General features: G+C 65.1%; 18 protein-coding genes. 10 read left to right on the plus strand and 8 right to left on the minus strand.

Annotated features, from left to right (window positions below):
* Window positions 1-4: 4 nt before the first annotated feature.
* From IAE34_RS06165 to IAE34_RS06180, 4 genes are all read right to left on the minus strand, one after another.
* Window positions 5-1,189 carry an MFS transporter gene (locus tag IAE34_RS06165; RefSeq protein WP_200137984.1) on the minus strand — a complete coding sequence of 395 codons (1,185 nt, stop codon included), beginning with the start codon at window positions 1,187-1,189 and terminating at the stop codon, window positions 5-7.
* 141 nt (window positions 1,190-1,330) lie between these two features.
* Complete coding sequence (locus IAE34_RS06170; RefSeq protein ID WP_200137985.1) at window positions 1,331-2,584, minus strand: arsenic transporter; 1,254 nt, start codon at window positions 2,582-2,584, stop codon at window positions 1,331-1,333.
* Window positions 2,585-2,591: 7 nt separating this feature from the next.
* Window positions 2,592-3,842: an MFS transporter gene (locus IAE34_RS06175; protein WP_200137986.1), complete on the minus strand. Its 1,251-nt coding sequence runs from the start codon at window positions 3,840-3,842 to the stop codon at window positions 2,592-2,594.
* 173 nt (window positions 3,843-4,015) lie between these two features.
* A complete protein-coding gene (locus IAE34_RS06180; protein ID WP_200137987.1) occupies window positions 4,016-4,786 on the minus strand; it encodes an SDR family NAD(P)-dependent oxidoreductase in 771 nt (256 codons plus the stop codon).
* A gap of 118 nt (window positions 4,787-4,904) precedes the next feature.
* Between IAE34_RS06180 and IAE34_RS06185 the strand changes: the two genes are divergently transcribed.
* The 4 genes from IAE34_RS06185 to IAE34_RS06200 all read left to right on the plus strand — a co-directional run bounded on the left by IAE34_RS06185 (window position 4,905) and on the right by IAE34_RS06200 (window position 9,284).
* Window positions 4,905-5,210 carry a DUF6482 family protein gene (locus IAE34_RS06185; protein WP_200137988.1) on the plus strand — a complete coding sequence of 102 codons (306 nt, stop codon included), beginning with the start codon at window positions 4,905-4,907 and terminating at the stop codon, window positions 5,208-5,210.
* A 210-nt stretch (window positions 5,211-5,420) separates the two neighbouring features.
* Window positions 5,421-6,140, plus strand: a complete 720-nt coding sequence (locus IAE34_RS06190; protein ID WP_200137989.1) for a gluconate 2-dehydrogenase subunit 3 family protein — start codon at window positions 5,421-5,423, stop codon at window positions 6,138-6,140.
* Between the two features lie 34 nt (window positions 6,141-6,174).
* Window positions 6,175-7,944 (plus strand): GMC family oxidoreductase, encoded by a 1,770-nt coding sequence (locus tag IAE34_RS06195; protein ID WP_200137990.1) that lies wholly within the window; start codon window positions 6,175-6,177, stop codon window positions 7,942-7,944.
* An 11-nt stretch (window positions 7,945-7,955) separates the two neighbouring features.
* Complete coding sequence (locus IAE34_RS06200) at window positions 7,956-9,284, plus strand: c-type cytochrome (RefSeq protein ID WP_200137991.1); 1,329 nt, start codon at window positions 7,956-7,958, stop codon at window positions 9,282-9,284.
* Between the two features lie 48 nt (window positions 9,285-9,332).
* Here the strand turns inward: IAE34_RS06200 and treS are convergent, their stop codons facing one another.
* Both treS and IAE34_RS06210 read right to left on the minus strand, forming a co-directional pair.
* Window positions 9,333-11,399, minus strand: coding sequence for a maltose alpha-D-glucosyltransferase (treS, locus tag IAE34_RS06205; RefSeq protein WP_200137992.1), 2,067 nt, complete (start codon window positions 11,397-11,399; stop codon window positions 9,333-9,335).
* Between the two features lie 93 nt (window positions 11,400-11,492).
* Window positions 11,493-12,587, minus strand: coding sequence for a catalase family protein (locus tag IAE34_RS06210; RefSeq protein WP_200137993.1), 1,095 nt, complete (start codon window positions 12,585-12,587; stop codon window positions 11,493-11,495).
* Window positions 12,588-12,810: 223 nt separating this feature from the next.
* Between IAE34_RS06210 and pstS the strand changes: the two genes are divergently transcribed.
* The 6 genes from pstS (at window position 12,811) to IAE34_RS06240 (ending at window position 18,007) form a co-directional block, all read left to right on the plus strand.
* Window positions 12,811-13,839, plus strand: a complete 1,029-nt coding sequence (pstS, locus tag IAE34_RS06215) for a phosphate ABC transporter substrate-binding protein PstS (RefSeq protein WP_200137994.1) — start codon at window positions 12,811-12,813, stop codon at window positions 13,837-13,839.
* Window positions 13,840-13,911: 72 nt separating this feature from the next.
* A complete protein-coding gene (gene pstC / locus IAE34_RS06220; RefSeq protein ID WP_200137995.1) occupies window positions 13,912-14,880 on the plus strand; it encodes a phosphate ABC transporter permease subunit PstC in 969 nt (322 codons plus the stop codon).
* On the plus strand, window positions 14,877-15,770 hold the full coding sequence (gene pstA, locus IAE34_RS06225) for a phosphate ABC transporter permease PstA (protein WP_200137996.1): 894 nt from the start codon (window positions 14,877-14,879) through the stop codon (window positions 15,768-15,770). The genes pstC and pstA overlap by 4 nt, the downstream gene beginning before the upstream one ends.
* A gap of 74 nt (window positions 15,771-15,844) precedes the next feature.
* On the plus strand, window positions 15,845-16,606 hold the full coding sequence (gene pstB / locus IAE34_RS06230) for a phosphate ABC transporter ATP-binding protein PstB (RefSeq protein ID WP_233630991.1): 762 nt from the start codon (window positions 15,845-15,847) through the stop codon (window positions 16,604-16,606).
* A 94-nt stretch (window positions 16,607-16,700) separates the two neighbouring features.
* Complete coding sequence (locus IAE34_RS06235) at window positions 16,701-17,399, plus strand: hypothetical protein (protein ID WP_200137998.1); 699 nt, start codon at window positions 16,701-16,703, stop codon at window positions 17,397-17,399.
* Window positions 17,399-18,007: a hypothetical protein gene (locus tag IAE34_RS06240; RefSeq protein WP_200137999.1), complete on the plus strand. Its 609-nt coding sequence runs from the start codon at window positions 17,399-17,401 to the stop codon at window positions 18,005-18,007. Before IAE34_RS06235 ends, IAE34_RS06240 begins: the two co-directional genes overlap by 1 nt.
* An 8-nt stretch (window positions 18,008-18,015) precedes the next feature.
* Here the strand turns inward: IAE34_RS06240 and IAE34_RS06245 are convergent, their stop codons facing one another.
* Together IAE34_RS06245 and IAE34_RS06250 are read right to left on the minus strand one after the other, a co-directional pair.
* A complete protein-coding gene (locus tag IAE34_RS06245; RefSeq protein ID WP_200138000.1) occupies window positions 18,016-19,152 on the minus strand; it encodes an MFS transporter in 1,137 nt (378 codons plus the stop codon).
* 64 nt (window positions 19,153-19,216) lie between these two features.
* Window positions 19,217-19,708, minus strand: a complete 492-nt coding sequence (locus IAE34_RS06250) for a DUF1543 domain-containing protein (RefSeq protein WP_200138001.1) — start codon at window positions 19,706-19,708, stop codon at window positions 19,217-19,219.
* Window positions 19,709-19,720: the final 12 nt, after the last annotated feature.

Below are 19,720 nucleotides of genomic sequence, written 5' to 3' on the forward strand. Positions count from 1 at the left end.
GCCTTCAGTGCGCCAGCCTGCGCACCAGCGGCAGCGAGACCAGCGCCAGCACGGCCACACCGGCCGCTACATAGCCGATGTATGCGGTGCCCAGGTTCGAGATCGTCGCCGCCCCGATGATCGCACCCAGGCCGATACCGGCGTTGGCCGCCGATACGTTGGCGGTACCCGCCAGAGCCTTGGCCTGGGACACACAGGCCATCACCCGCACCTGGCAGATCGGATACAGCGCCGTGTTGGCGATGCCCCAGAGCGCCAGCACGGCGCACAGCAGCAGCGTCGACTGCGCCGCAGGCACCAGCGCCGCCATGCCCAGGGCCAGCAGCACCAGGAAGGTGCGCGTCGCGTTCAGCGGCGAGCGGTCCACCAGCTTGCCGCCCAGCCAGTTGCCGATCAGCCCGACGGCGCCGAAGCCCATCAGCCACCAGCCCACCTGCGCTGCAGGAATACCGGCGACCCGCTCCAGCAGGTCGGCCAGGTAGGTGTAGCCGACGAACATGGCCGTGAACACCACCACCGACAGCAGCACATTGGCCACGAAGTACGGGTCCTTGAAGATCTTCGCCTGCTGGCGCAGATCCAGCTTGGCCGTGCGGGCCACCGAGGGCATCAGCCACCACAGGGCGATGGCCATCAGCAGCGACAGGCCGGCGAGCAGCCAGAACGAGCCGCGCCAGCCGATCAGGGTCGAGGCCACGGTGCCCAGCGGAATGCCCAGCAGCATGGCCGCCGAGATGCCCAGATACACCCTGGCCACGGCACGTCCAGCGTGTTCAGGGCCGGCAAGCTGCCCGGCGGTTTCGCTCGCGGTGCCCCAGAACACGGGCAGCGCCATGGCAGGAACGATCCGCGCCAGTGCCAGTACCGTGAAGTTCTCGGCCATCGCTGCCAGGCCGTTGGCGGCGGCGAACACGCACAGGATGGTCACGAATAGTTTCTTGCGATCCAGGTGCGAGAGGGCCGCGGTCAGCGGTGGACCGAGTAGCATCACGGTGAAGGCGAACAAGGTTACCAACTGACCCGTGGCGGAGATCGACAGGTGCAGGTCCCTGGCGATCGCCGGCAGCAGGCCGACGATCAGAAACTCGGTGGTGACGATCAGAAAGGCCGAGAAGGCCAGAATCGCGATGCTCAGGGACGTGTGCCGGGAGGTAGATGCAGCGGTGGGGGAGGCGCAGGTAGCGGACATGACAAGGCTCGTTACAAAGGCACTCCACTGTATTGATTAATCGAATTCACTTCTCTGGCATTAATTCCACACATCACTGAAAAAAATTCATCAGTGCAGGTGCCTGGCTTCGTGTTGCCCTCTGGCCAAGCACCCGACGCCTCAGATCGACAAGGCCAAGAGCGCTCCGAGCAACGCCGCAGGCGTCACCACCAGGCCCAGGCGCAGGAACTGCCAGGCACCCACTTGCTCGCCTTCACGACGAATCGCCACCAGCCACAACAAAGTCGCCAGCGATCCAGTGATGGAAAGGTTCGGCCCCAGATCTACGCCGATCAGCAAGGCTGCCGTGGTCGACTGCGGCAGGTCGGCCAGCTGTCCCATGGAGCCTGCGATCAATCCAGTCGGCAGGTTGTTCATCAGGTTGCTCGCCACCGCTACCCCGATGCCCGCCGCCCAGGTCGCCTGAGTCGGCGATGCCTCGGCCAGCGCGGCCAGAGCATGGGCCAACTCGCGTATGACCCCGGTCTGGGCCACCGCTTCGACCAGCACGAACAGGCCCGCCACCAGTGGCAGCACCCCCCAGGCCACCTGCCGTAGCACCGGTACCGGGCTGCGGCGCCCACTCAGGTGGATGAGCGCGGTGGTCGCCACCCCGGCGCAGAAGGTCGGCAATCCCAGCGGTTTGTCCAGGGCCGATGCCAGCAGCAGCGAGGCACCGGTCAGCACGATGCCCGCAGCGCACAGTTGCGCGCCGCGTGACAGCGGCTGGGGGTCGATGCTCGGCGCCAGGGGTCGGCGAATCTGCCGACGCTGGCTCAGGCGCAGCGCCAGATAGGTCAGCAGGATGGCCACGACAGAGGGCAGGGCGAACTGTCGCAGCCACTCCAGCAACGGCGGCATCTGGCTGCCGAACACCACCAGGTTGGCCGGGTTGGAGATCGGCAGCACGAAGCTGGCGGCGTTGGCGATGAAGGCGCAGATGAACAGGTAGGGTAGGGGTTCGGCCTTGGCCGCCCGGCAGGCGGCATACACGGCCGGCGTCAGGACCACGGCCGTCGCGTCGTTGGACAGGAACACCGTGACCAGCGTGCCGACCAGAAACACCAGGTCGAACAGGCGCTGCCCCGATCCCCGGGCATGCACCACGGCGTAGCGCGCCAGCCAGTCGAACAGGCCTTCCTGCCGGGCGACTTCGGCCAGCAGCATCATCCCGATCAGGAACAGGTAGACGTCCCCGCCCTCGGCCACTGCGTGCAGCGCCGATGGCCAGGGCATCAGGCCGCACAGCGTCAGCAGCAGGGCGCCGGCCACGGCCCAGACATACTCGGGGACTCGCCACGGTCGCAGGATGACGCCACAGGTGGCCAGTGCGGCCACCCCCCAGATGATCAACGTGGTCGAAGGGACGCTCATGAATCGTTCAGTTTCCAGCGGCAGTGGGCATCGGGGTCGATGCACCAGCGGAACGGGGATGGGTTTCCGGCAGCGCCACCAGCACCAGCACGAAGGCCGCAGCGGCGATGCCCGCCAAGGTGAGGAAGGCGGCATCGTACCCCGCCGATTGCACCACCAGGCCCGCGACGCCCGGGCTCAGCGCAGCGCCGAGGCTGAAGATCGCCGTCAGCGCGCCCAGGCTGACGTTGAAGCGCCCGGTGCCCTCCGTCAGGTCCTTGACGATGATCGGAAACAGCGCGCCAAAAATGCCCGCGCCGATACCGTCGAGCAATTGCACCCCCACCAGCCAGAAAGGATTGTCCGACAGCACGTACAAGGCGCCGCGCAGCGGCAGGATCAGGAAACCGGCCAGCAGGAAGGGTTTGCGCCCCCAGTGCTCGGCCTTGGCGCCCACCAGTAGCGCCATGGGCACCATCACCAGTTGCGCGGCGACGATGCACGCGGACGTCAGCGGCGTCGCCAGGCGCAAGTCCACCTGGGAGAGCTTCTGGCTCACCAGCGGCAGCATCGCGGCATTGGCCAGGTGGAACAGTGCACAGCACACGGCGAACAGCAGCAGCGTGCGGTTGTGCAGCAGCAGTTTCAGCCCAGCGGGTGTGTCGTCGCCGGCCGCGCCATGGTTCAGGCCTCGCGCCACCTGATGATCGATCGCCGTCGCCGGTATGCGGCTGACCGCGACAATGCTGGCGACCGTCATCACCGCCATCAGGTAGAACACCACTACCGGCCCGAAGAGGTAGGCCAGGCCGCCGGCCAGCATCGCCGAGAACGCATTGCCGGCATGGTTGAAGGTTTCATTGCGCCCGACCCGGCGGGTGAACGCCTTGGGCCCGGTGATGCCCAGAGAAATGGCGGCGATGGCCGGCGCGAACACCGACCCCGCCAAGGCGCTGATGGTCTGGGTCAGCGCCACCAGGGTGAAGGAGGAGATTAGCGGCAGCAGCAGGCAACTGCCGGTCACCAGCAGGGCGGCGACCACTACCACGGCCCGTTTGGCCGGGGTCCGGTCGATCAAAGCGCCTGCCGGCGTCTGCGCCAGCAGCGCCGCGACGCCGGCGAGGGTCATCACCAGGCCGATGCTTGCCGGTTGCCACTGGTGCACTGCCAGCAGATAGATGGCCAGGTAGGGGCCCAGGCCGTCGCGCACGTCGGCCAGGAAGAAATTCAGCCAATCGAGGCCGCGTTGATGGGAAGCGAGTGGAGTGCTGTTGTCCAAGATGGCGTCTCGGTGAGGCCCAGGAGCGGCGAGGTCGCAGGAAGCGAGCCCGCCGTGAATCGGTCCAAGCGCGATGCGTACGGTTCAGTGACTTGAATGGCCGCGTGAGCTCCTCGCGATCAAGGTGTCTGAGCACAATGACTGCGGCCTCGCGCCATAGGTTCCAGCCCCGATCACCAGGGGATCGGCTGGTCGTCCCAGGCCAGGAAACTGCCGCTGTCCGCCGGCCCGTGTCGGGCGATCAGCGCCAGCAAACGCTCGGCGGTGAAGGTCGTGTCGAACAGCTTGTCGTTCGGTACGTTCGCCTGATACGGCCGTGACAGTTGCGTATCGGTGGTACCGGGGTGCAGTGCCAGCACCGTGGCCTGGGCATTGAGCCGGCGCAGCTCGATGCTGGCCGTGCGCAGCAGTTGGTTGAGGGCGGCCTTGCTGGCGCGGTAGCTGTACCAGCCACCTAGCCGGTTGTCCCCGATGGAACCGACTCGCGCGGAGAGCGCCGCGAAGGTCGTCGGCTGCCTGCGCAGCAAGGGCATGAGGTGCTTGAGCAGCAGGATTGGCGCGAAACTGTTGCTTGCGAACGTGGCCTGCAGGCTGGCCATGTCCAGTTGCGCCAGCGACTTTTCCGCCCGTGCCGGGCCTTCGTCGAGCACGCCCAGGGTGCACAGCACCAGGTGCAGATGAGGGCGCTCGGCGCCCACGGTACTCGCCAGCGCGGCCAGCGCCCATTCATCCCGAGCGTCGCAGTCCAGCAGGCGAATACGCGAGGGGTACTGCAGGGCCAATGAGCGCAGGCCTTCGCTGCCGGTGGCCTGGCGCGCCACTGCGAACAGGCGGTGGACATCATCGCGGGCCAGCAGCTGCTCGCACAGCGCCAGGCCGATGCCGCGACTGGCGCCACATACCAGCACCGTGGCCTGGCCCGTCAAACCTGCGATCAGTGCCATGCCCTTCTCCTGTGCGTGGTTGAAGATTCAGGGAATTAATCTGGTCTAGCCTGTACAAATAATCAAGCGTGTACAACTTTACAGTCGAGCGCTTTCATTCACCATCCGCGAGGTTCCCATGAACATCGACAAGCTGAACGAAATGGCGGCATCCGGGGGTATTCAGGAACTGGAGCTGCTTTCGCTGGAGGGCGGGTTCTATGTCTTGCGTGCGCTCACCACGCAGGGGCCGCAGTCGCTGCACGACGCGCAGGGCGAGGTAATGCGCCTGCGCTCGACCACCGAACTGCGCCAACTTCTGGCCCACACCCCACCGTTGCCCTGCTGGCTGGTGCAGCATGTGGTGCATGACGAGATGTGCGGCCAGCGCGAAGGGCCGCTGGCCCCTCTTCGCATTCCCCTGTCGCTGGAGCAGACGCTGTAATCGCTGCGTGCAGCAAGGCTGACGGAACGTTGCAGCAAGCGAAGCGGTCCACCTGTGAGTAACATTTTGTAACTGACTGCGCCAGCCGGCCACAGAGTCTGCGGCGCACCGTTTTCGAAGCGCATGGCCTGACGTTTCCGATCCCAGCCTCCTCACCTGTGGAGCTGCGCAGACGTGCACGCCGTGCGCGGCTCGTCACAGGTGAACCCGATGCTTTCAGCCAAACAATCCTCGCGGCGCAAGTTCCTGCTGTCCTCGCTGATCGCGCTCCCGGCAATGGGCGTGGCCGTCAATGGCCTGAGCGCCGCCATGGCCGCCGAGATGATCGCGCCCAGTCTGGAAAGCTACACACCAACGTTCTTCAGTCGCTCCGAGTGGACCTTCATCACTGCCGCCTGCGACCGCCTGATTCCCGCAGACGGTCGTGGCCCCGGCGCCCTGGAAACCAACGTGCCGATCTTCATCGACCAGCAACTCGCCGCGGGACTGGGCAGCGAGGTCTACCTGCAAGGCCCGTTCGACGCCCAAGCGCCTGCCACCCTCGGCTATCAGCTGCCCTACACCCTCCAGCAGATCTTCCAGAAGGGCATCTCGGCCGTCGAGCACGCTGCCGTGATGAACTACGGCCATCCCTTCGCCCTGCTGAGTCTCGGCGCCCGCGAACAGATGCTCGGGCGCCTGCAAAAGGGCGAGATCGACTTCGCCGAACACGGCGAACCCTTGCTCAGCAGCCCGCTGTTCTTCACCGAATTGCTCAACCTGACCCGACAGGGCTGGCTGGCCGATCCGATCTATGGCGGCAACAAGGGCATGAAGGCCTGGGTCGCCATCGGCTTCCCCGGCGCACGCGCCAGCTACCTGGAATGGGTCGCGCAGCACGAGGTGGTCTATCCGCTGGGGCCGGTGAGCCTGTCCGGAGATCGCGCATGAACCGCATTCACGTCTTTGCAAGCAAGGGGTATCCATGGCAACGCTAACCAACGATGAAGTCGACGTGGCCGTGGTCGGCCTGGGTTGGACCGGCTCGCTGATGAGTATCGAGTTGGCCCAGGCCGGGTTGAAGGTACGCGCCTTCGAGCGTGGGGAAGATCGTCGCAATGCCGACTTCAGCTATCCCAAACCGGCCGACCAATATGCCTATGGCATCCGCAACAAGATCATGCTCGCGCCACGTGACGGCGCACTCACCGTACGCCACGGCCTCCAGGCCACCGCTCTGCCGACCCGGCAGTGGGGCGCGTTCGTGCCCGGCACCGGCGTCGGCGGCTCGGGCCTGCACTGGACCGGCGTGCTGATCCGCCCGACGCCCACCGACCTCAAGCTCAAGACCTACGCCGACCAGGCCTACGCCCCGGGCACGCTGCCGGCGGACATGCAGATCCAGGACTACCCCTTCACCTGGGAGGAAATCGAACCCTTCCTGGACCGTTTCGACAAGATCTGCGGCCTGTCCGGCAACACCGGCAATCTCGGTGGGCAGATCATGGTCGACGGCGACCCCTTCGAAGGCCCGCGCTCCAGTCCCTTCCCGTTGCCGGCCCTGCAGGACACCCTGAACTGCACGATGTTCGACCAGGCGGCACGCAAGCTGGGCTATCACCCGTTTCCCAACCCGTCGGCGAACGTTTCGCGGGCATGGAAGAACCCCTACGGCAACCAGATCGCACCGTGCAACTACTGCGGCTTCTGCAGCAAGTATCCCTGCCTGAACTATTCGAAGGCGTCGCCGCAAACGGCGGTACTCGATGCCCTCAAGCGCATGGACAACTTCGACTACCGGGTCAACGCCAACGTGCTCAGGGTCGAGTTGCACCCCGACGGCAAGACCGCGCGGGGCATCACTTACGTGGACGGCCAGGGCAACGAAGTGTTCCAGCCCGCGCGCATCGTCGTGCTGGCCGCCTTCCAGTTCGTCAACGTGCGCCTGATGCTGCTTTCCGGCATCGGCAAACCCTACGATCCCATCAGCGGGGAAGGGGTGGTGGGCCGCAATTACGCCTACCTGAGCGTGGGCGACACCACCTTGTTCTTCAAGGACCGGCGCTTCAACCCCTTCGCCACTGCCGGTGCCACCGGGCGCATGTTCAACGACATCTCTCCGGGCAACTTCGACGGCCCGGGGCTGGGCATCATCGGCGGCGCCAAGATCCATAGTTCACAGGCCAGCGGCGCCCCGATCGGCACCTCGCTGCCCGCCGGTACGCCCCAGTGGGGGCAGGGCTGGAAGGAAGGCATGCAGGACTGGTACGGGCATTCGATGAAAGTCAGCATTTCCACCGGCTGCATGTCCTACCGCGGGCATTATGTCGACCTCGACCCCACCTACAAAGACCCCTGGGGTCAGCCGCTGCTGCGCATCACCTTCGACTGGAAGCCCAATGAGCTGAAATTGCAGCAGTACCTGCGCGGCATCGTGCGCGACATCACACGAGAACTCGGTCCGGACAGCTACAGCGAGAACTACCTGGGCATGGACGACCACTGGGACATCACCAAGTACGTCTCCACCCATAACGTCGGCGGTGCGGTCATGGGCGACTCTCCCCGTACCAGCGCGCTCAACCGCTACCTGCAGAGCTGGGACGTACACAATGTCTTCGTACCCGGTGGCAACGCTTTCCCACAGAACTTCCAGGCCAACCCCACGGCGTTGATTGGTGCACTGACCCTCTTTTCGGCCCAGGCCATCAAGGACCAGTACCTGAAGAACCCTGGCCCATTGGTGCAGGCATGAGGACGGCACGCATGAGGTTTCGTAAAGGCTCCGTGGTGCTGGCCATCCTGCTGTGCGCGCTGGCGGCGTTGCTGGCGGCCTGGCTCCTGGCGGGCTGGTTGAACCAGGTCGGCGATGCCCAGGCCCGCATGACCGAGCCGGTCACCCCAGCGCTGATCGAGCGGGGCGCCTACCTGGCTCGGGTCGGTGACTGCGTGGCCTGCCATACCGCACGTGGCAGCGACAAGGCCTTCGCTGGTGGGCTGGGTATCGCCTCGCCGATCGGCACGCTGTATGCCACCAACATCACGCCGGACAAGCGCACCGGCATCGGCAACTGGACCTACGGCCAGTTCGAACGGGCACTGCGGCGCGGTGTGGGCCACGACGGCAGCGCCCTGTACCCGGCCATGCCTTATCCGTCCTACGCCAAGGTCACCGATGCCGACACCCAGGCGTTGTACGCCTACTTCATGCAGGGCGTGGCGCCGGTCGAGCAGGCCAACCGCAACAACGGCGTGCCCTGGCCGCTTTCGATTCGCTGGCCGTTGGCCTACTGGCGTGCCCTGTTCGCCCCCGCGCCTGCACCTGAGGCCGCGTCGTCGTCCGTCGAGCAGTCGGCAGTTGCCCGCGGTGCCTATCTGGTGCAGGGGCTGGGCCACTGTGGCTCGTGTCACACGCCTCGCGCCGTGACCTTGCAGGAGAAGGCGCTGGACGACAGCGCCGCGCTGTACCTGTCCGGCACCGAGCTCAACGGCTGGAACGTGCCCTCGCTGCGGAGGTTGCCGCACTGGAGCGAAGCGCAGGTGATCGACTATCTGGGCACCGGCCGCAACACCCAGGCCGCCGTGGCCGGAGAGATGACCGATGTGATCCTGCACAGCACCTCGCACATGAGCGACACCGACCTGCAGGCCATGGCGGCCTATCTCAAGTCCCTGGGATCTGCAACGGCATCGACCCAGCCTGCCCAGGCCCAAGCTGCCACCCAGACCCAGCAGCGGCTCACCGCCGCCAAGGACTTGAGTCTTGGCGAGCGCCTCTACCTGGACAACTGCAATGCGTGCCACTTCGTCTCAGGGAAAGGTGCCGAGCAGGTATTCCCACGCCTGGATGGCGCGACCGTGGTCAATGCGGACAACCCTCGCGCATTGGTGCAGGTCATTCTCCAGGGTGCCAGTACGCCGTCCACCGAGCGCGCACCTTCGGTGCTGCCGATGCCCGGATTCGCCAAGCGCCTGAACGACCAGGAAGTGGCCGAGCTGGCCTCGTTCCTGCGCCAGGGCTGGTCGAATTCGGCTTCGAAGGTGAGCAAGGAGCAGGTTCGGGAGATTCGTCGAGCCATCGACGCGCAGCATTGATGGCTCGCGTGTGCGGCCCCGAGCGCTAGGTCGGGGCCGCCTGCCGAGTCAGGCGTGGCCGCTGCTGTTGACGATACGCAGGCACAAGGCTTCGAACGGATCGAGGTTGATCACCAGAGTACCGTCTTCGTCCAGATCGCCTTCCACGGTCTCGTTGATCATGTCGACCACAGGTCCCGGGTGGAAGCCGGTCAGTTGCAGCGTTTCGCTGATGGCCTCGGCGCCGAAGTTCAGGGCACTGATCTGCGTGCCGCGCCCCGCCGGCAACTCGTGCACCATCACCAGCAGCCCTGGGCTGCTCACCTCGGGCACCAGCACCTGGCGGCTGGCAGCGATGCCGTAGGCCTGGCGTACCGCCAGCAATTTCTTGACCTGACTGGCGAACGAGTCCGGGCGTTGCAGCTGCTCGTCGAGGCTGCCGTACAGGCTGCGCGCCCGTGGCATGCCACGCACCGACGCCTCGGCTTCGGGGTTCAAACCGGCCAGGTCATACCCGCCGCGGTGGATCCAGCGCGTATCGCCATCGACCATTCGCTCGGCCACGGCTTCGGCTGGCAAGGGCAGGGCGCCGACCATGTCCCAGCCGGAAACCGCCACGACGCCCGGCTGCATGGCGTTGTACATCACCAGCAGCAGGTGCACCCGCTGAATCTGCTGGATGTCGCTATCGGTCAACTGCTCCAGGTCGCGAATGCCCAAGGCTGCCGTGATCAGGCTCACGGTGGTGCAGGAAATGCCGTTGGTGACGAAGCGCAGGTTGTAGGGCGCATGCTCGCCCGAGGCGCGCTCGTAGATCTCCTCGCGGATGTGTTCGCGCAGCACGCTGCCGGGCAGGGTCTGGCCCTTGTACAGGTACATGTCATGGGCGTGCAGGGTCCAGAAGTGCACCAGCTCGGCCGTGAGTTCGTCGTGGTTCTGCAAGGCGTGGATCAAGGAGGCCGGGTCGATGCCGAAGGCATGCATTTCCTTGAGCATCAGGCGCAGGAATTCGGTGTCGCCGGTCAGCAGCGCATGCTGGTATGCCGGGCGCGTGACGAAATCGTAGGAAAGGTCGGCGCCGCCTTTGGACATCTGGGCGATGTCGTCCAGAGTCAGGTTCAACTCCTGGAAGCTGAAGCCGCCGGCCTTGCGAATCATGCCGCCGATGATCTGGTTGCCCGTCAGCGACAGCGGGTGGCTTTCCGACCAGGCAGTACCTTCGGCCCGGGTCTCGACGCCCAGGAACCCGTTGGCATCCAGGCGAAGACCGCGCGCACCCAGGCAATCCAGCGCGTGCAGGGCATCGCCGATGATCATCTGCTGGGCGGCGAAGGTCGGGTCCAGCCAGTTCAGCGAAGGCTGTCCTTCCTTGAAATAGTGCAGGTACACCCAGCGCCGGGTCTTGCCATCCACCCCGACGATGGGCGGCGTGGCGCTCCAGTCGGTTTCCTTGACCCCAGGCTCGAAGAAGATCACCCGTTGCAGTTGGCCGACGATGTAATGGCGCTGCTTGAGCTCGTCGCAGGTCGTCGGCGGCAGGTTCACGGCATCGCGCCCTGCCGGCACGTCCGGCAGCAGCGACCAGTCCTCCTCGCGGATCTCGACCATGTGATACAGGCCCGGATAACTGCCATGGGCCAGTTCAGCCAGGCGGAAGTCCGCGCCCTTGCCGGTGTGCGAAGGAATCAGATCGTCGATGGTGACAGCATTGTGGGCGGCGGCCAGTCGACTCATCTTCACCAACTCCTGCTCGCTGCCGTAGAGCGGGTCGATGTCGAAGCTGATGCGGTCGAAGTTGCCGTCGATGCTCGGGGTGGTCCGGTGACCGGTAATGCCACCGGATTGCTTGATCGGGCCGGTATGAATCCCTTGGATGCCGATCTCCGACAGGCGCTTCCACAGCGCCTCGTGGCCCAGCGCGGCAAGCACGCTGCAGTCTTCGGGCGCAATGATTGCATCGGGATAGACCGTCAGCCACACCGAAGCGATTTCACTGGCGCGCCGAGGCTGTGCCTCGGCATAAGGGTTCTGCCACAGCCTGGACTGGCCCGCGTAAAGGCGGGCGCGCTGCTGGGAAGCGCGCAGCATCGAGCGCTCCTCCAGCCACTGGATGTAGGCGTCATCGGGTTGGGTCATTCGCGAATCCTCGGCAGCGTCCATGGGCTGTTTTTTATGACGGCCCTGCCTGGGATTCGTTCGTTCGATGCGTGTCCCCGATGGCGCTCGTAGTCAGCCGCGCGGTTCGTGAATCGGGCAGCCATTGTGGCTGGCACGGAACGCCGACGACATCTCATAGGAAGGCTTGCGCGAGCGCATCACGCCACCCAGCGGGCGGTGAGCGGCCAGGCCGTGCCATGGGCTGAAGGCCATGCCGTCGTCGATCGCCCGCACCTTGTCCTCGGACCAGGAGAATTGCGGCTGAACCTCTACCCGCGCCACGGTCACGTACGGGCTCAGGTCCTCGGGCCACTGAACCGAGGCATCTTCGATGGGCATCTTGTCCAGATCGGTGGCCAGTTGCACTCGCAGTTCCCACGTCCCTCCCGACTGCTCGAAATGCCGGGTCACGGCCGAGCGCAACCCGTTCGGATCGCCGTCGAAGTCCACATGTTGGTCGGTCAGTGCGGTGAGGTTCGGCGAAACCGGCACCAGCGCCAGTTTGGCGTAGTGCTGGCCATACAGTAGCGGCGCCACCGTGGTGAAGGTCTCGCCCAGAATATGAGTCTGCGGGTGACCACCCAGGCTCTTGAGGGTACCGCTTTCGCCGCCGAAGGCCTCGACCACCTTTTCCGCGCCACGCAGCACCGCCGACAGCACTTCCTTGGTCCGCGGCGCCTTGTCGGTGGTCTTGGCCAACAGCTTCAGGGTCTTGAGGAATTCCTTGGGGGTGGCGGCGGTGAAGGCCTTGGCGTTCTGCATGACGAAGTCCTGGGTCGTGTCGCCTTCGCTGCCCGGCAGCCGCGCACCTTCTACACCCACCAGCTTGATCGCCAGCCCGCGCGGCGTGGAGACCTTGTCATCGAGGATGTCGCCAGGGTTGGTGGACAGGCGCAGGTAGACCGGCAGGGTGCCAGGCCTTGCAAAGGCGCCTTGGGCCAGGTGCGGTGGCAGATTGTCGAGCACGGTCAAGGTGCCCTGCAGCAGACCGTGTCCTTTTGCGTGCACGCTGCGATCGGAGTGACCACGGTCTTCGAAGGTCTTCTGCATGATCGACTTAAGGGTCTCGGCCAGTTCCTGACTGGTCTGGGCCTCGTCGTCGGGGATCTGCTCGAAGCCCGGCTCGAAGCGCAGCGGGGTGGTGGCAGCGGGGATGTGGTCGGTCATCGAGGTTCTCCAGGTCAGGTAAGGGCTTCACGGGGCCCGCGGCACTTTTTTTGGGTACCTGGAGGGAGGACTGTTTGACGCCCGGTTCGGTTCGCCTTAGCGACATTTCGCCACGACCAACGGCGGACGGGTCGGTGTCGGCTGCCACTTTGCCACCCAACAGTCACAAAGTTGTCACACAGCTGATGCACAGTGTGCCGGCCATCACACGGAGCGCTTTTCCATGATACGCCTGATGAAATCTGCTGCACTCGCCGTTGCGGTCTCGCTCAGCGCCACTTCGACCTTCGCTGCAGAGAACGTCCGCCTCACAGGTTCCGGCGCCAGCTTTCCGGCCCCGATCTACCTGACCTGGTTCAAGGATTTCAGCAAGAAGACCGACGGCGTCACCGTCGACTACCAGTCCAAAGGTAGCGGTGCCGGCGTTCAGGACTTCCTGAACAAGACCGTCGATTTCGCCGCCAGCGACTCGGCCATGAAGGATGAAGAGATCGCCAAGGTTGCCGAGGGCGTGCAACTGCTGCCGATGACGGCCGGTGAGATCGTGCTGGCGTACAACCTGCCAGGTAGCCCCAAAGGCCTGAAACTGCCACGCGATGTGTATTCCAACATCTTCCTGGGCAAGATCACCAAGTGGAACGACCCCCAGATCGTCAAGGCCAACCCTGGCATGAAACTGCCTGAGCTGCCGATCACCGTGGTGGTCCGCGCCGACTCCAGCGGCACCAACGCCGTGTTCACCAAGCACCTGTCGGCCATCAACGCCGAGTTCAAGCAGGCACTGGGCGAAGGCAACACCGTCAACTGGCCGGCCACCGACAAGTTCATCAAGTCGCCGAAGAACGATGGCGTGACCGCCACCGTGCGTCAGACCCCAGGCGCCATCGGCTACATCGAGTATGGCTTCGCCAAGCTGGCCAAGGTCGACTTCGCCGAACTGCAGAACAAGGCCGGCCAGTACGTGGTGCCCAACGCCGAAAGCGGCGCCGAGGCGCTGGCTGCGGTGAACATGCCGGAGAACCTGGTGGCTTGGTTGCCTGATCCGGACGGCGCCAAGTCCTACCCGATCACTTCCTACACCTGGATGATCTTCCGCAAGGACAACGGCAACCCGGCCAAGGCCAAAGCCATGCGCGACATGGTCGAGTACAGCCTGACCGAAGGTCAGAAGATCGCCGACTCGATGGGCTACATCCCGCTGCCACCCTCGGTCGTCGACCAGGTGCGCAAGGCTGCCCAGAACATCAAGTAAGCGTCGTCAGGATGCGTGCGGCGCCGCTGACAAGGCCCGCCGCTCGCTTTCCCCCTGTCCCGGAACCCTTTCATGAACACACCTTTTGCCATTCCGGATAACCCCAATTCCGCGTGCCAGCCGCCCTCGGCGAAGGATTTCCTGGTCGACCGGACCTTCCGCGCACTGGCCCGCATCGGCGTGGTGCTGGTCCTGGCGCTGGTCTTCGCACTCATCTACGAAGTCGGACGCAAGGCCTTGCCCGGCATGGAGAAGCACGGCTTCGACGTGCTGTTCGGCAGCGTCTGGGATGTCAACCAAGGCAAATATGGCATTCTGCCGGCGATCTGGGGCACGCTCTACAGCGCCTTGATCGCATTGTTGATCGCCGGCTTCTTCGGCATCAGCATGGCCATCTTCCTCACCCAGGATTTTCTACCGGCTCGCCTGGCGGCCGTGTTTCGCACCATCGTCGAGCTGCTCGCCGCCATCCCCAGCGTGGTCTACGGCCTGTGGGGCATCTACGTGGTGATCCCGGCGATCCGCCCCCTGACCACCTGGCTCAACAGCGAGCTGGGCTGGATTCCGTTCTTCGGCACGTCGCTGAGCGGCCCCGGCCTGCTGCCGGCGGCCCTGGTCCTGGCGATCATGATCCTGCCCACGGTTGCGGCCGTGTCCCAGGACGCCCTGACCAGCGTGCCGATGAAGACCAAGCAGGCCGCCTACGGCATGGGCACCACCCATTGGGAAGCGATCCTCAAGGTCATGGTGCCTTCGGCCGCGACCGGCATCTTCGGCTCCCTGGTACTGGGCCTGGGCCGCGCCCTGGGCGAGACCATGGCCCTGGCGATGCTGGTGGGCAATGCCAACACCATCACCCTGTCGCTGTTCGCCCCGGCCAATACCCTGGCGGCGCTGCTGGCGCTGAACTTCCCCGAAGCCGGGCCCAACGAGGTCGAAGTGCTGATGTACGCCGCACTGGTCCTGATGTTCATCACCTTGCTGGTGAACGTCGTCGGATCGCTGATCATGCTCTACGCCCAGCGGGGACATAAATCATGACTGACCTCACCACCCCCGTGGCCGCACTGCCGAGCCTGCAGCGCCGTTTCGAAGGCCGTGCCCTGCGCAGCCTGTGCCTGACCACGCTGGTCTGGTGCGTGGCGCTGCTGGCCAGCGTGCCGCTGATATCGGTGCTGTACATGCTGATCACACGGGGCGGCGCACGTCTGAGCCTGGAAGTGTTCACCGAGCTGCCTCCGACCGGATTCGAGATGGGCGGCGGCTTCGGCAACGCCATGGCCGGTACCTTCGTCATGGTCGGCATCGCCGCCGCCATCGCCGTGCCGGTGGGTATCCTGGCCGCGATCTTCCTCGCCGAACTGGGCCCGGACAGCAAGCTGGCCAATGCCTCGCGCTTCGCCGCCAAGATGCTCACCGGCCTGCCGTCGATCCTCGCCGGCGTGTTCGCCTACGCCCTGGTGGTCATGACCACCGGCACCTATTCGGCCCCGGCAGGGGGCATTGCGCTGGCCGTGCTGATGCTGCCGATCGTGGTGCTGACCGCCGAGGAAGCCATGAAGATGGTGCCCAAGATCATGAAGGACGCGGCCTACGGCATGGGCTGCACCCGTGCCCAGGTGATCTGGAAGATCATCCTGCCGACCGGCATGCCGGCGATCCTCACCGGTGTGATGCTGGCCGTCGCCCGCGCCGCCGGTGAAACCGCGCCGTTGCTGTTCACTGCATTGTTCAGCAACTACTGGATCTTCCACGACGGCAGCCTGGCGGTGATGAACCCCACCGCGTCGCTCGCGGTACTGATCTACAACTTCTCCGGCATGCCGTTCGACAACCAGCTCGAGCTCGCCTGGGCGGCCTCGCTGGTGCTGGTGGTGATCGTGCTGATCGTGAACATTCTCAGCCGTATTTTCGGCAAGCCAAAGTATTGAGTACGGGAGCCTACAACTTGAACGTATCGACTGCGCAACGTGCCGCTCCGTTGGTCGACCCGGCACCAGTGGTGATGGACTGCAAGCTGGACAAGATCTTCTACGGCAATTTCATGGCCGTGCGTGACAGCCATGTGCCGATCGAGAAGAACAAGATCACCGGATTCATCGGCCCCTCCGGCTGCGGCAAGAGCACCGTGCTGCGCAGCCTGAACCGCATGAACGACCTGGTCAAAGGCTTCCGGTTCGAAGGCCACGTGCATTTCCTCGGCCAGGACGTCTACGGCAAGGGCGTCGACCCGGTGGTGGTGCGCCGCTACATCGGCATGGTGTTCCAGCAACCCAACCCGTTCTCCATGAGCATCTTCGACAACGTCGCCTTCGGCCTGCGCCTGAACCGCTACAAAGGTGACATCGGCGACCGTGTCAAGCATGCCCTGCAGGGCGCCGCCCTGTGGGACGAGGTCAAGGACAAGCTCAAGGTCAGCGGCCTGTCCCTGTCCGGCGGCCAGCAGCAGCGCCTGTGCATCGCCCGTGCCATCGCCACCGAGCCGGAAGTGCTGTTGCTCGACGAGCCCTGCTCGGCCCTGGACCCGATCGCCACCCGTCGCGTGGAGGAGTTGATGGTCGAACTGAAGAAGGACTACACCATTGCGCTGGTGACCCACAACATGCAGCAGGCCATCCGCGTCGCCGACACCACGGCATTCTTCTCGGTGGACATTTCCCAGGGCACGCGTACCGGTTACTTGGTGGAGATGGGCCCGACCACCGAGATCTTCCAGAATCCGCGCGAACAACTGACCAGTGACTACATCAGCGGCAAGTTCAGCTGAGCGCCACAGGCTTCCGAGCGGTCGAGCGGTCCCAGGCCAGGAAGGCCTCGGCGACCCTTGGCCGTGTTTCCATTCGTGTTTTCAGAGATTGCCTATGCCTGCGACACGTCGTCTAGACCTCAGCGCCGTCGAGCGTGCCCTGCGGGAGGTGCAGGGCCGTTTCGCCGCGCTGAGCCGCCACTTCACCGAGCCGCGCGATCCGTTCACCGACGAAGTGCTGCACAATGTACTTGAAGGCTACGCGCTGATTGACGAGTATGTCGCGCGGGGCGTGGACCTGTTCGATCTGCAACAGGTGAACCTGATGCTGGAGATCAACGCTACCGTGCTGTGCGGTACCGATCCGGCCCGGCGCCGGGAGTTCGCCCAGCACCTGGTCGCCACCGAGGAGCAGTTCTTCAACAATGTCGAAGGTGGCATCAAGGATCTGTACAACTGGTATTGCTCGTACCGCAGCGATTCGGTGTGGAAGCGAGCAGCAGGTGTCTACGTGCGCATACTGAGCAAGCCGCAATTGTTCATCGAAGGCAACAACCGGACCGGTTCGCTGATCGTCAGCTACCTGCTGATGCGTGCTGGCCTGCCGCCTTTCGTGCTCACGCTGGACAATGCCGAAGGCTACTTCAACCCGTCGTCGGTCATCCGCAACTCTGCCAAGCATGGTGTGAAAGCCTTGTACGAACTGCCCAAGATCAAGAAGAAGTACGCGGCCTTCCTCGAAGCCCAGGCGCCGGCACCGGATGCCTTCTTCCTGCGCAGTGCCTCGCCTCGACTGTCCGGGGAGGTACGCTGATGAACCGCGCTTCGCGCTTGGACCAGTGGCGCAGTAGCGGACGACGTGCCTGTCAGGGCGTCACCCGGCTGTTGAGCCGTCCCCAGGTACGCATTTCCTTCGATATCGACGACACCCTGGCCTGCCTGCCCGACCACAGCCCGGCCGAGCTGAGCAACTTGCCCACCTGGGTGCACCGCTGGCTGGGCGAGCCGCTGCGCCGCGGTACACGCGCGCTGATGCGCGACCTGCGCCGCCAAGGCTACAGCATCTGGATCTACACTTCGTCCGGACGCTCCCCGGCCTACATCCGTCGCTGGTTGCTGCTTTATGGCATCCGCGTCGACGGCGTGGTCAACAGCGACCGTCACCAGCAGGTGCTGGCCGCCAGGGGGCTGGAAAAAGGCCCGTCCAAGCTGCCGTCGGCCTTCGACATCGACCTGCACGTCGACGATTCCGAGGGCGTAGGCATCGAAGGCGACGACCATGGCTTCCGGGTCGTGGTGGTGTGTCCGAAAGATGGCGACTGGACCCGTAAAGTCAAGACCGCCGCTGCCGCCGTCCAGGCCCAGCTGGCCTGGCAGCAGCCGTCGAGGCACCGCGCGCCGGCGTCGGCACTGCTGTCCTGAGAGCCGCTTCAGTGTCGCCTGGAGCGCGCGCAGGCCAGGGCGGCCAGGGTGATCGCCACGGCGGCACCCGCGTAGGCCCATAACGCCGGCACCCTGGGCAGCAGCACGCCGGCGAGCATCGGCCCGAGGCCGGCACCGATGTCGCGCCACACCGCGTTGCCGGCCAGCGCCTGGATCCGCTGCTGCGGGTTGCGCCGCGCCACCAGGGTGACCACCAGCGGCAGTTGCAGCGCGCGCAACAACAGCACGAAAAAGGCGCCGACGAACAGCCACTGGCTGGCGAACACCAGCAGCGCCAGCGCCGTGGCCAGTGACAACATGACCAGCATGCGCAGTGCGCCGAAACGCTCGGCCAGCCGCCCTCCCAAGGGACTGAAGAGCATTTCGCTCAGGTAGCGCACGGCCATCAATCCCCCTGCGGCCAGCACACCCGATTCGCCAAGATGGACCTGGGCGTAGAGCGACAACCCGAAGATGAACAGGCCATCGAGCGTCACCCCTTCGATGAACGACCATGTCGCGATGCTATCGGGCAGCTTCAGGCGGCGTCCGCCAGGACCGCCGATCTCATGGCCTTCAGCGGGCAAGGCGCGGGCCCGCCACAGGCCCAGCAGCGCACTGGCGCACAGGATCAGGAACACGCTGCGCGGACCGTAGGTCTGGGCCATCACCGCACCCAGCGGCAGCGCCAGCATGGGCCCAATGGACAGCGTCGCTCGCGATCGACCGGCTCGCCGGGCGGCCCCCTGGGCCTCGGCGGTCGCCAGGGTCTGCGTGCTCAGGTTGAAGGTGGCGAAACACAGTCCCCAGATCAGCCGCAGCACCAGCAGCCCGGCGAAGCCCGAAAGGGTCGCGCTGCCCAGCGCCGACCCTGCAGCGCCCAGCGCCGCCAGGCTGCAGGCCGCGCGATCGCCCTGGCGGGCATAGAAGCGTACCACCCAGCCATAGCCGACGATGCGCACCAGGCGATTGGCCGCCAGGAGCACGCCTGCCTGGGCCAGGGTGACACCGAAATCAGCCGCATACATGGGCAGCAGCAAATACAGCAATACGTCGCTGGGCAGGCACAGTCCCAGAACCTGGGCCGCATTGCGCGAATCCCGATCGGCGCGCTGAGTGGACGACAAGCTAGCGGCAGACGACATGACAATCTCATGACAGAAGGAAGGCCAGCATAGCCGATCGCAGCCGAGCTGGCATCGATGCCCCTCAGATCAGCAGGTAGTCGCTGCGCTGCACGATCGGGCGATGCGGGCCCTGTACCAGATGCACATAGCGTCCTTCCACCTGATCCACTGGCAGGCAGTCATCCACGTCGAGCACCGCGTCGGTGTGCGCCTGGGACCACCCTCGAGTCATCTGCCGCTTACCCGTTGCCTTGGCTGCGGCCTTGTCGCGCGCGGTCACCAGCAGGTAGCGGTGCGCCTCGCCGAACACGCCTGGCTCATAGCCGCCCAGATTGATGAAGAACAGCTTCATGGCGTCCGGTCCCGGTGCTGCCTGGCTCAGCTCGACGCGATAGCCGTCGATGCCGTCGACTTCCAGCCAGGAGTCGACATGCAACCCCCTGGCGCTACCGAACCACGCTTCACGCAATTGCCCGTAAGTGTCGGACAAGGACGCGGCATGGGCGAAGACCACATCGTGGACTTCGATATTGGCGCGGGGATGGCGTCCCCCCAGCATGACGATGAACAGCATGGGTATCTCCTG

The organism is Pseudomonas sp. S30 (assembly GCF_016518545.1).
Lineage (GTDB): Bacteria > Pseudomonadota > Gammaproteobacteria > Pseudomonadales > Pseudomonadaceae > Aquipseudomonas.

What these genes read in the sequence shown, in the direction of transcription:
- IAE34_RS06170 (WP_200137985.1), bottom strand. Translation starts at nt 2,584, where the DNA reads ATGAGCGTCCCTTCGACCACGTTGATCATCTGGGGGGTGGCCGCACTG.
- IAE34_RS06180 (WP_200137987.1), bottom strand. Translation starts at nt 4,786, where the DNA reads ATGGCACTGATCGCAGGTTTGACGGGCCAGGCCACGGTGCTGGTATGT.
- IAE34_RS06165 (WP_200137984.1), bottom strand. Translation starts at nt 1,189, where the DNA reads ATGTCCGCTACCTGCGCCTCCCCCACCGCTGCATCTACCTCCCGGCAC.
- pstB (WP_233630991.1), top strand. Translation starts at nt 15,845, where the DNA reads ATGGACTGCAAGCTGGACAAGATCTTCTACGGCAATTTCATGGCCGTG.
- IAE34_RS06245 (WP_200138000.1), bottom strand. Translation starts at nt 19,152, where the DNA reads ATGTCGTCTGCCGCTAGCTTGTCGTCCACTCAGCGCGCCGATCGGGAT.
- IAE34_RS06235 (WP_200137998.1), top strand. Translation starts at nt 16,701, where the DNA reads ATGCCTGCGACACGTCGTCTAGACCTCAGCGCCGTCGAGCGTGCCCTG.
- IAE34_RS06210 (WP_200137993.1), bottom strand. Translation starts at nt 12,587, where the DNA reads ATGACCGACCACATCCCCGCTGCCACCACCCCGCTGCGCTTCGAGCCG.
- pstA (WP_200137996.1), top strand. Translation starts at nt 14,877, where the DNA reads ATGACTGACCTCACCACCCCCGTGGCCGCACTGCCGAGCCTGCAGCGC.
- IAE34_RS06240 (WP_200137999.1), top strand. Translation starts at nt 17,399, where the DNA reads ATGAACCGCGCTTCGCGCTTGGACCAGTGGCGCAGTAGCGGACGACGT.
- treS (WP_200137992.1), bottom strand. Translation starts at nt 11,399, where the DNA reads ATGACCCAACCCGATGACGCCTACATCCAGTGGCTGGAGGAGCGCTCG.
- IAE34_RS06185 (WP_200137988.1), top strand. Translation starts at nt 4,905, where the DNA reads ATGAACATCGACAAGCTGAACGAAATGGCGGCATCCGGGGGTATTCAG.
- IAE34_RS06200 (WP_200137991.1), top strand. Translation starts at nt 7,956, where the DNA reads ATGAGGTTTCGTAAAGGCTCCGTGGTGCTGGCCATCCTGCTGTGCGCG.
- pstS (WP_200137994.1), top strand. Translation starts at nt 12,811, where the DNA reads ATGATACGCCTGATGAAATCTGCTGCACTCGCCGTTGCGGTCTCGCTC.
- IAE34_RS06195 (WP_200137990.1), top strand. Translation starts at nt 6,175, where the DNA reads ATGGCAACGCTAACCAACGATGAAGTCGACGTGGCCGTGGTCGGCCTG.
- IAE34_RS06190 (WP_200137989.1), top strand. Translation starts at nt 5,421, where the DNA reads ATGCTTTCAGCCAAACAATCCTCGCGGCGCAAGTTCCTGCTGTCCTCG.
- IAE34_RS06250 (WP_200138001.1), bottom strand. Translation starts at nt 19,708, where the DNA reads ATGCTGTTCATCGTCATGCTGGGGGGACGCCATCCCCGCGCCAATATC.
- pstC (WP_200137995.1), top strand. Translation starts at nt 13,912, where the DNA reads ATGAACACACCTTTTGCCATTCCGGATAACCCCAATTCCGCGTGCCAG.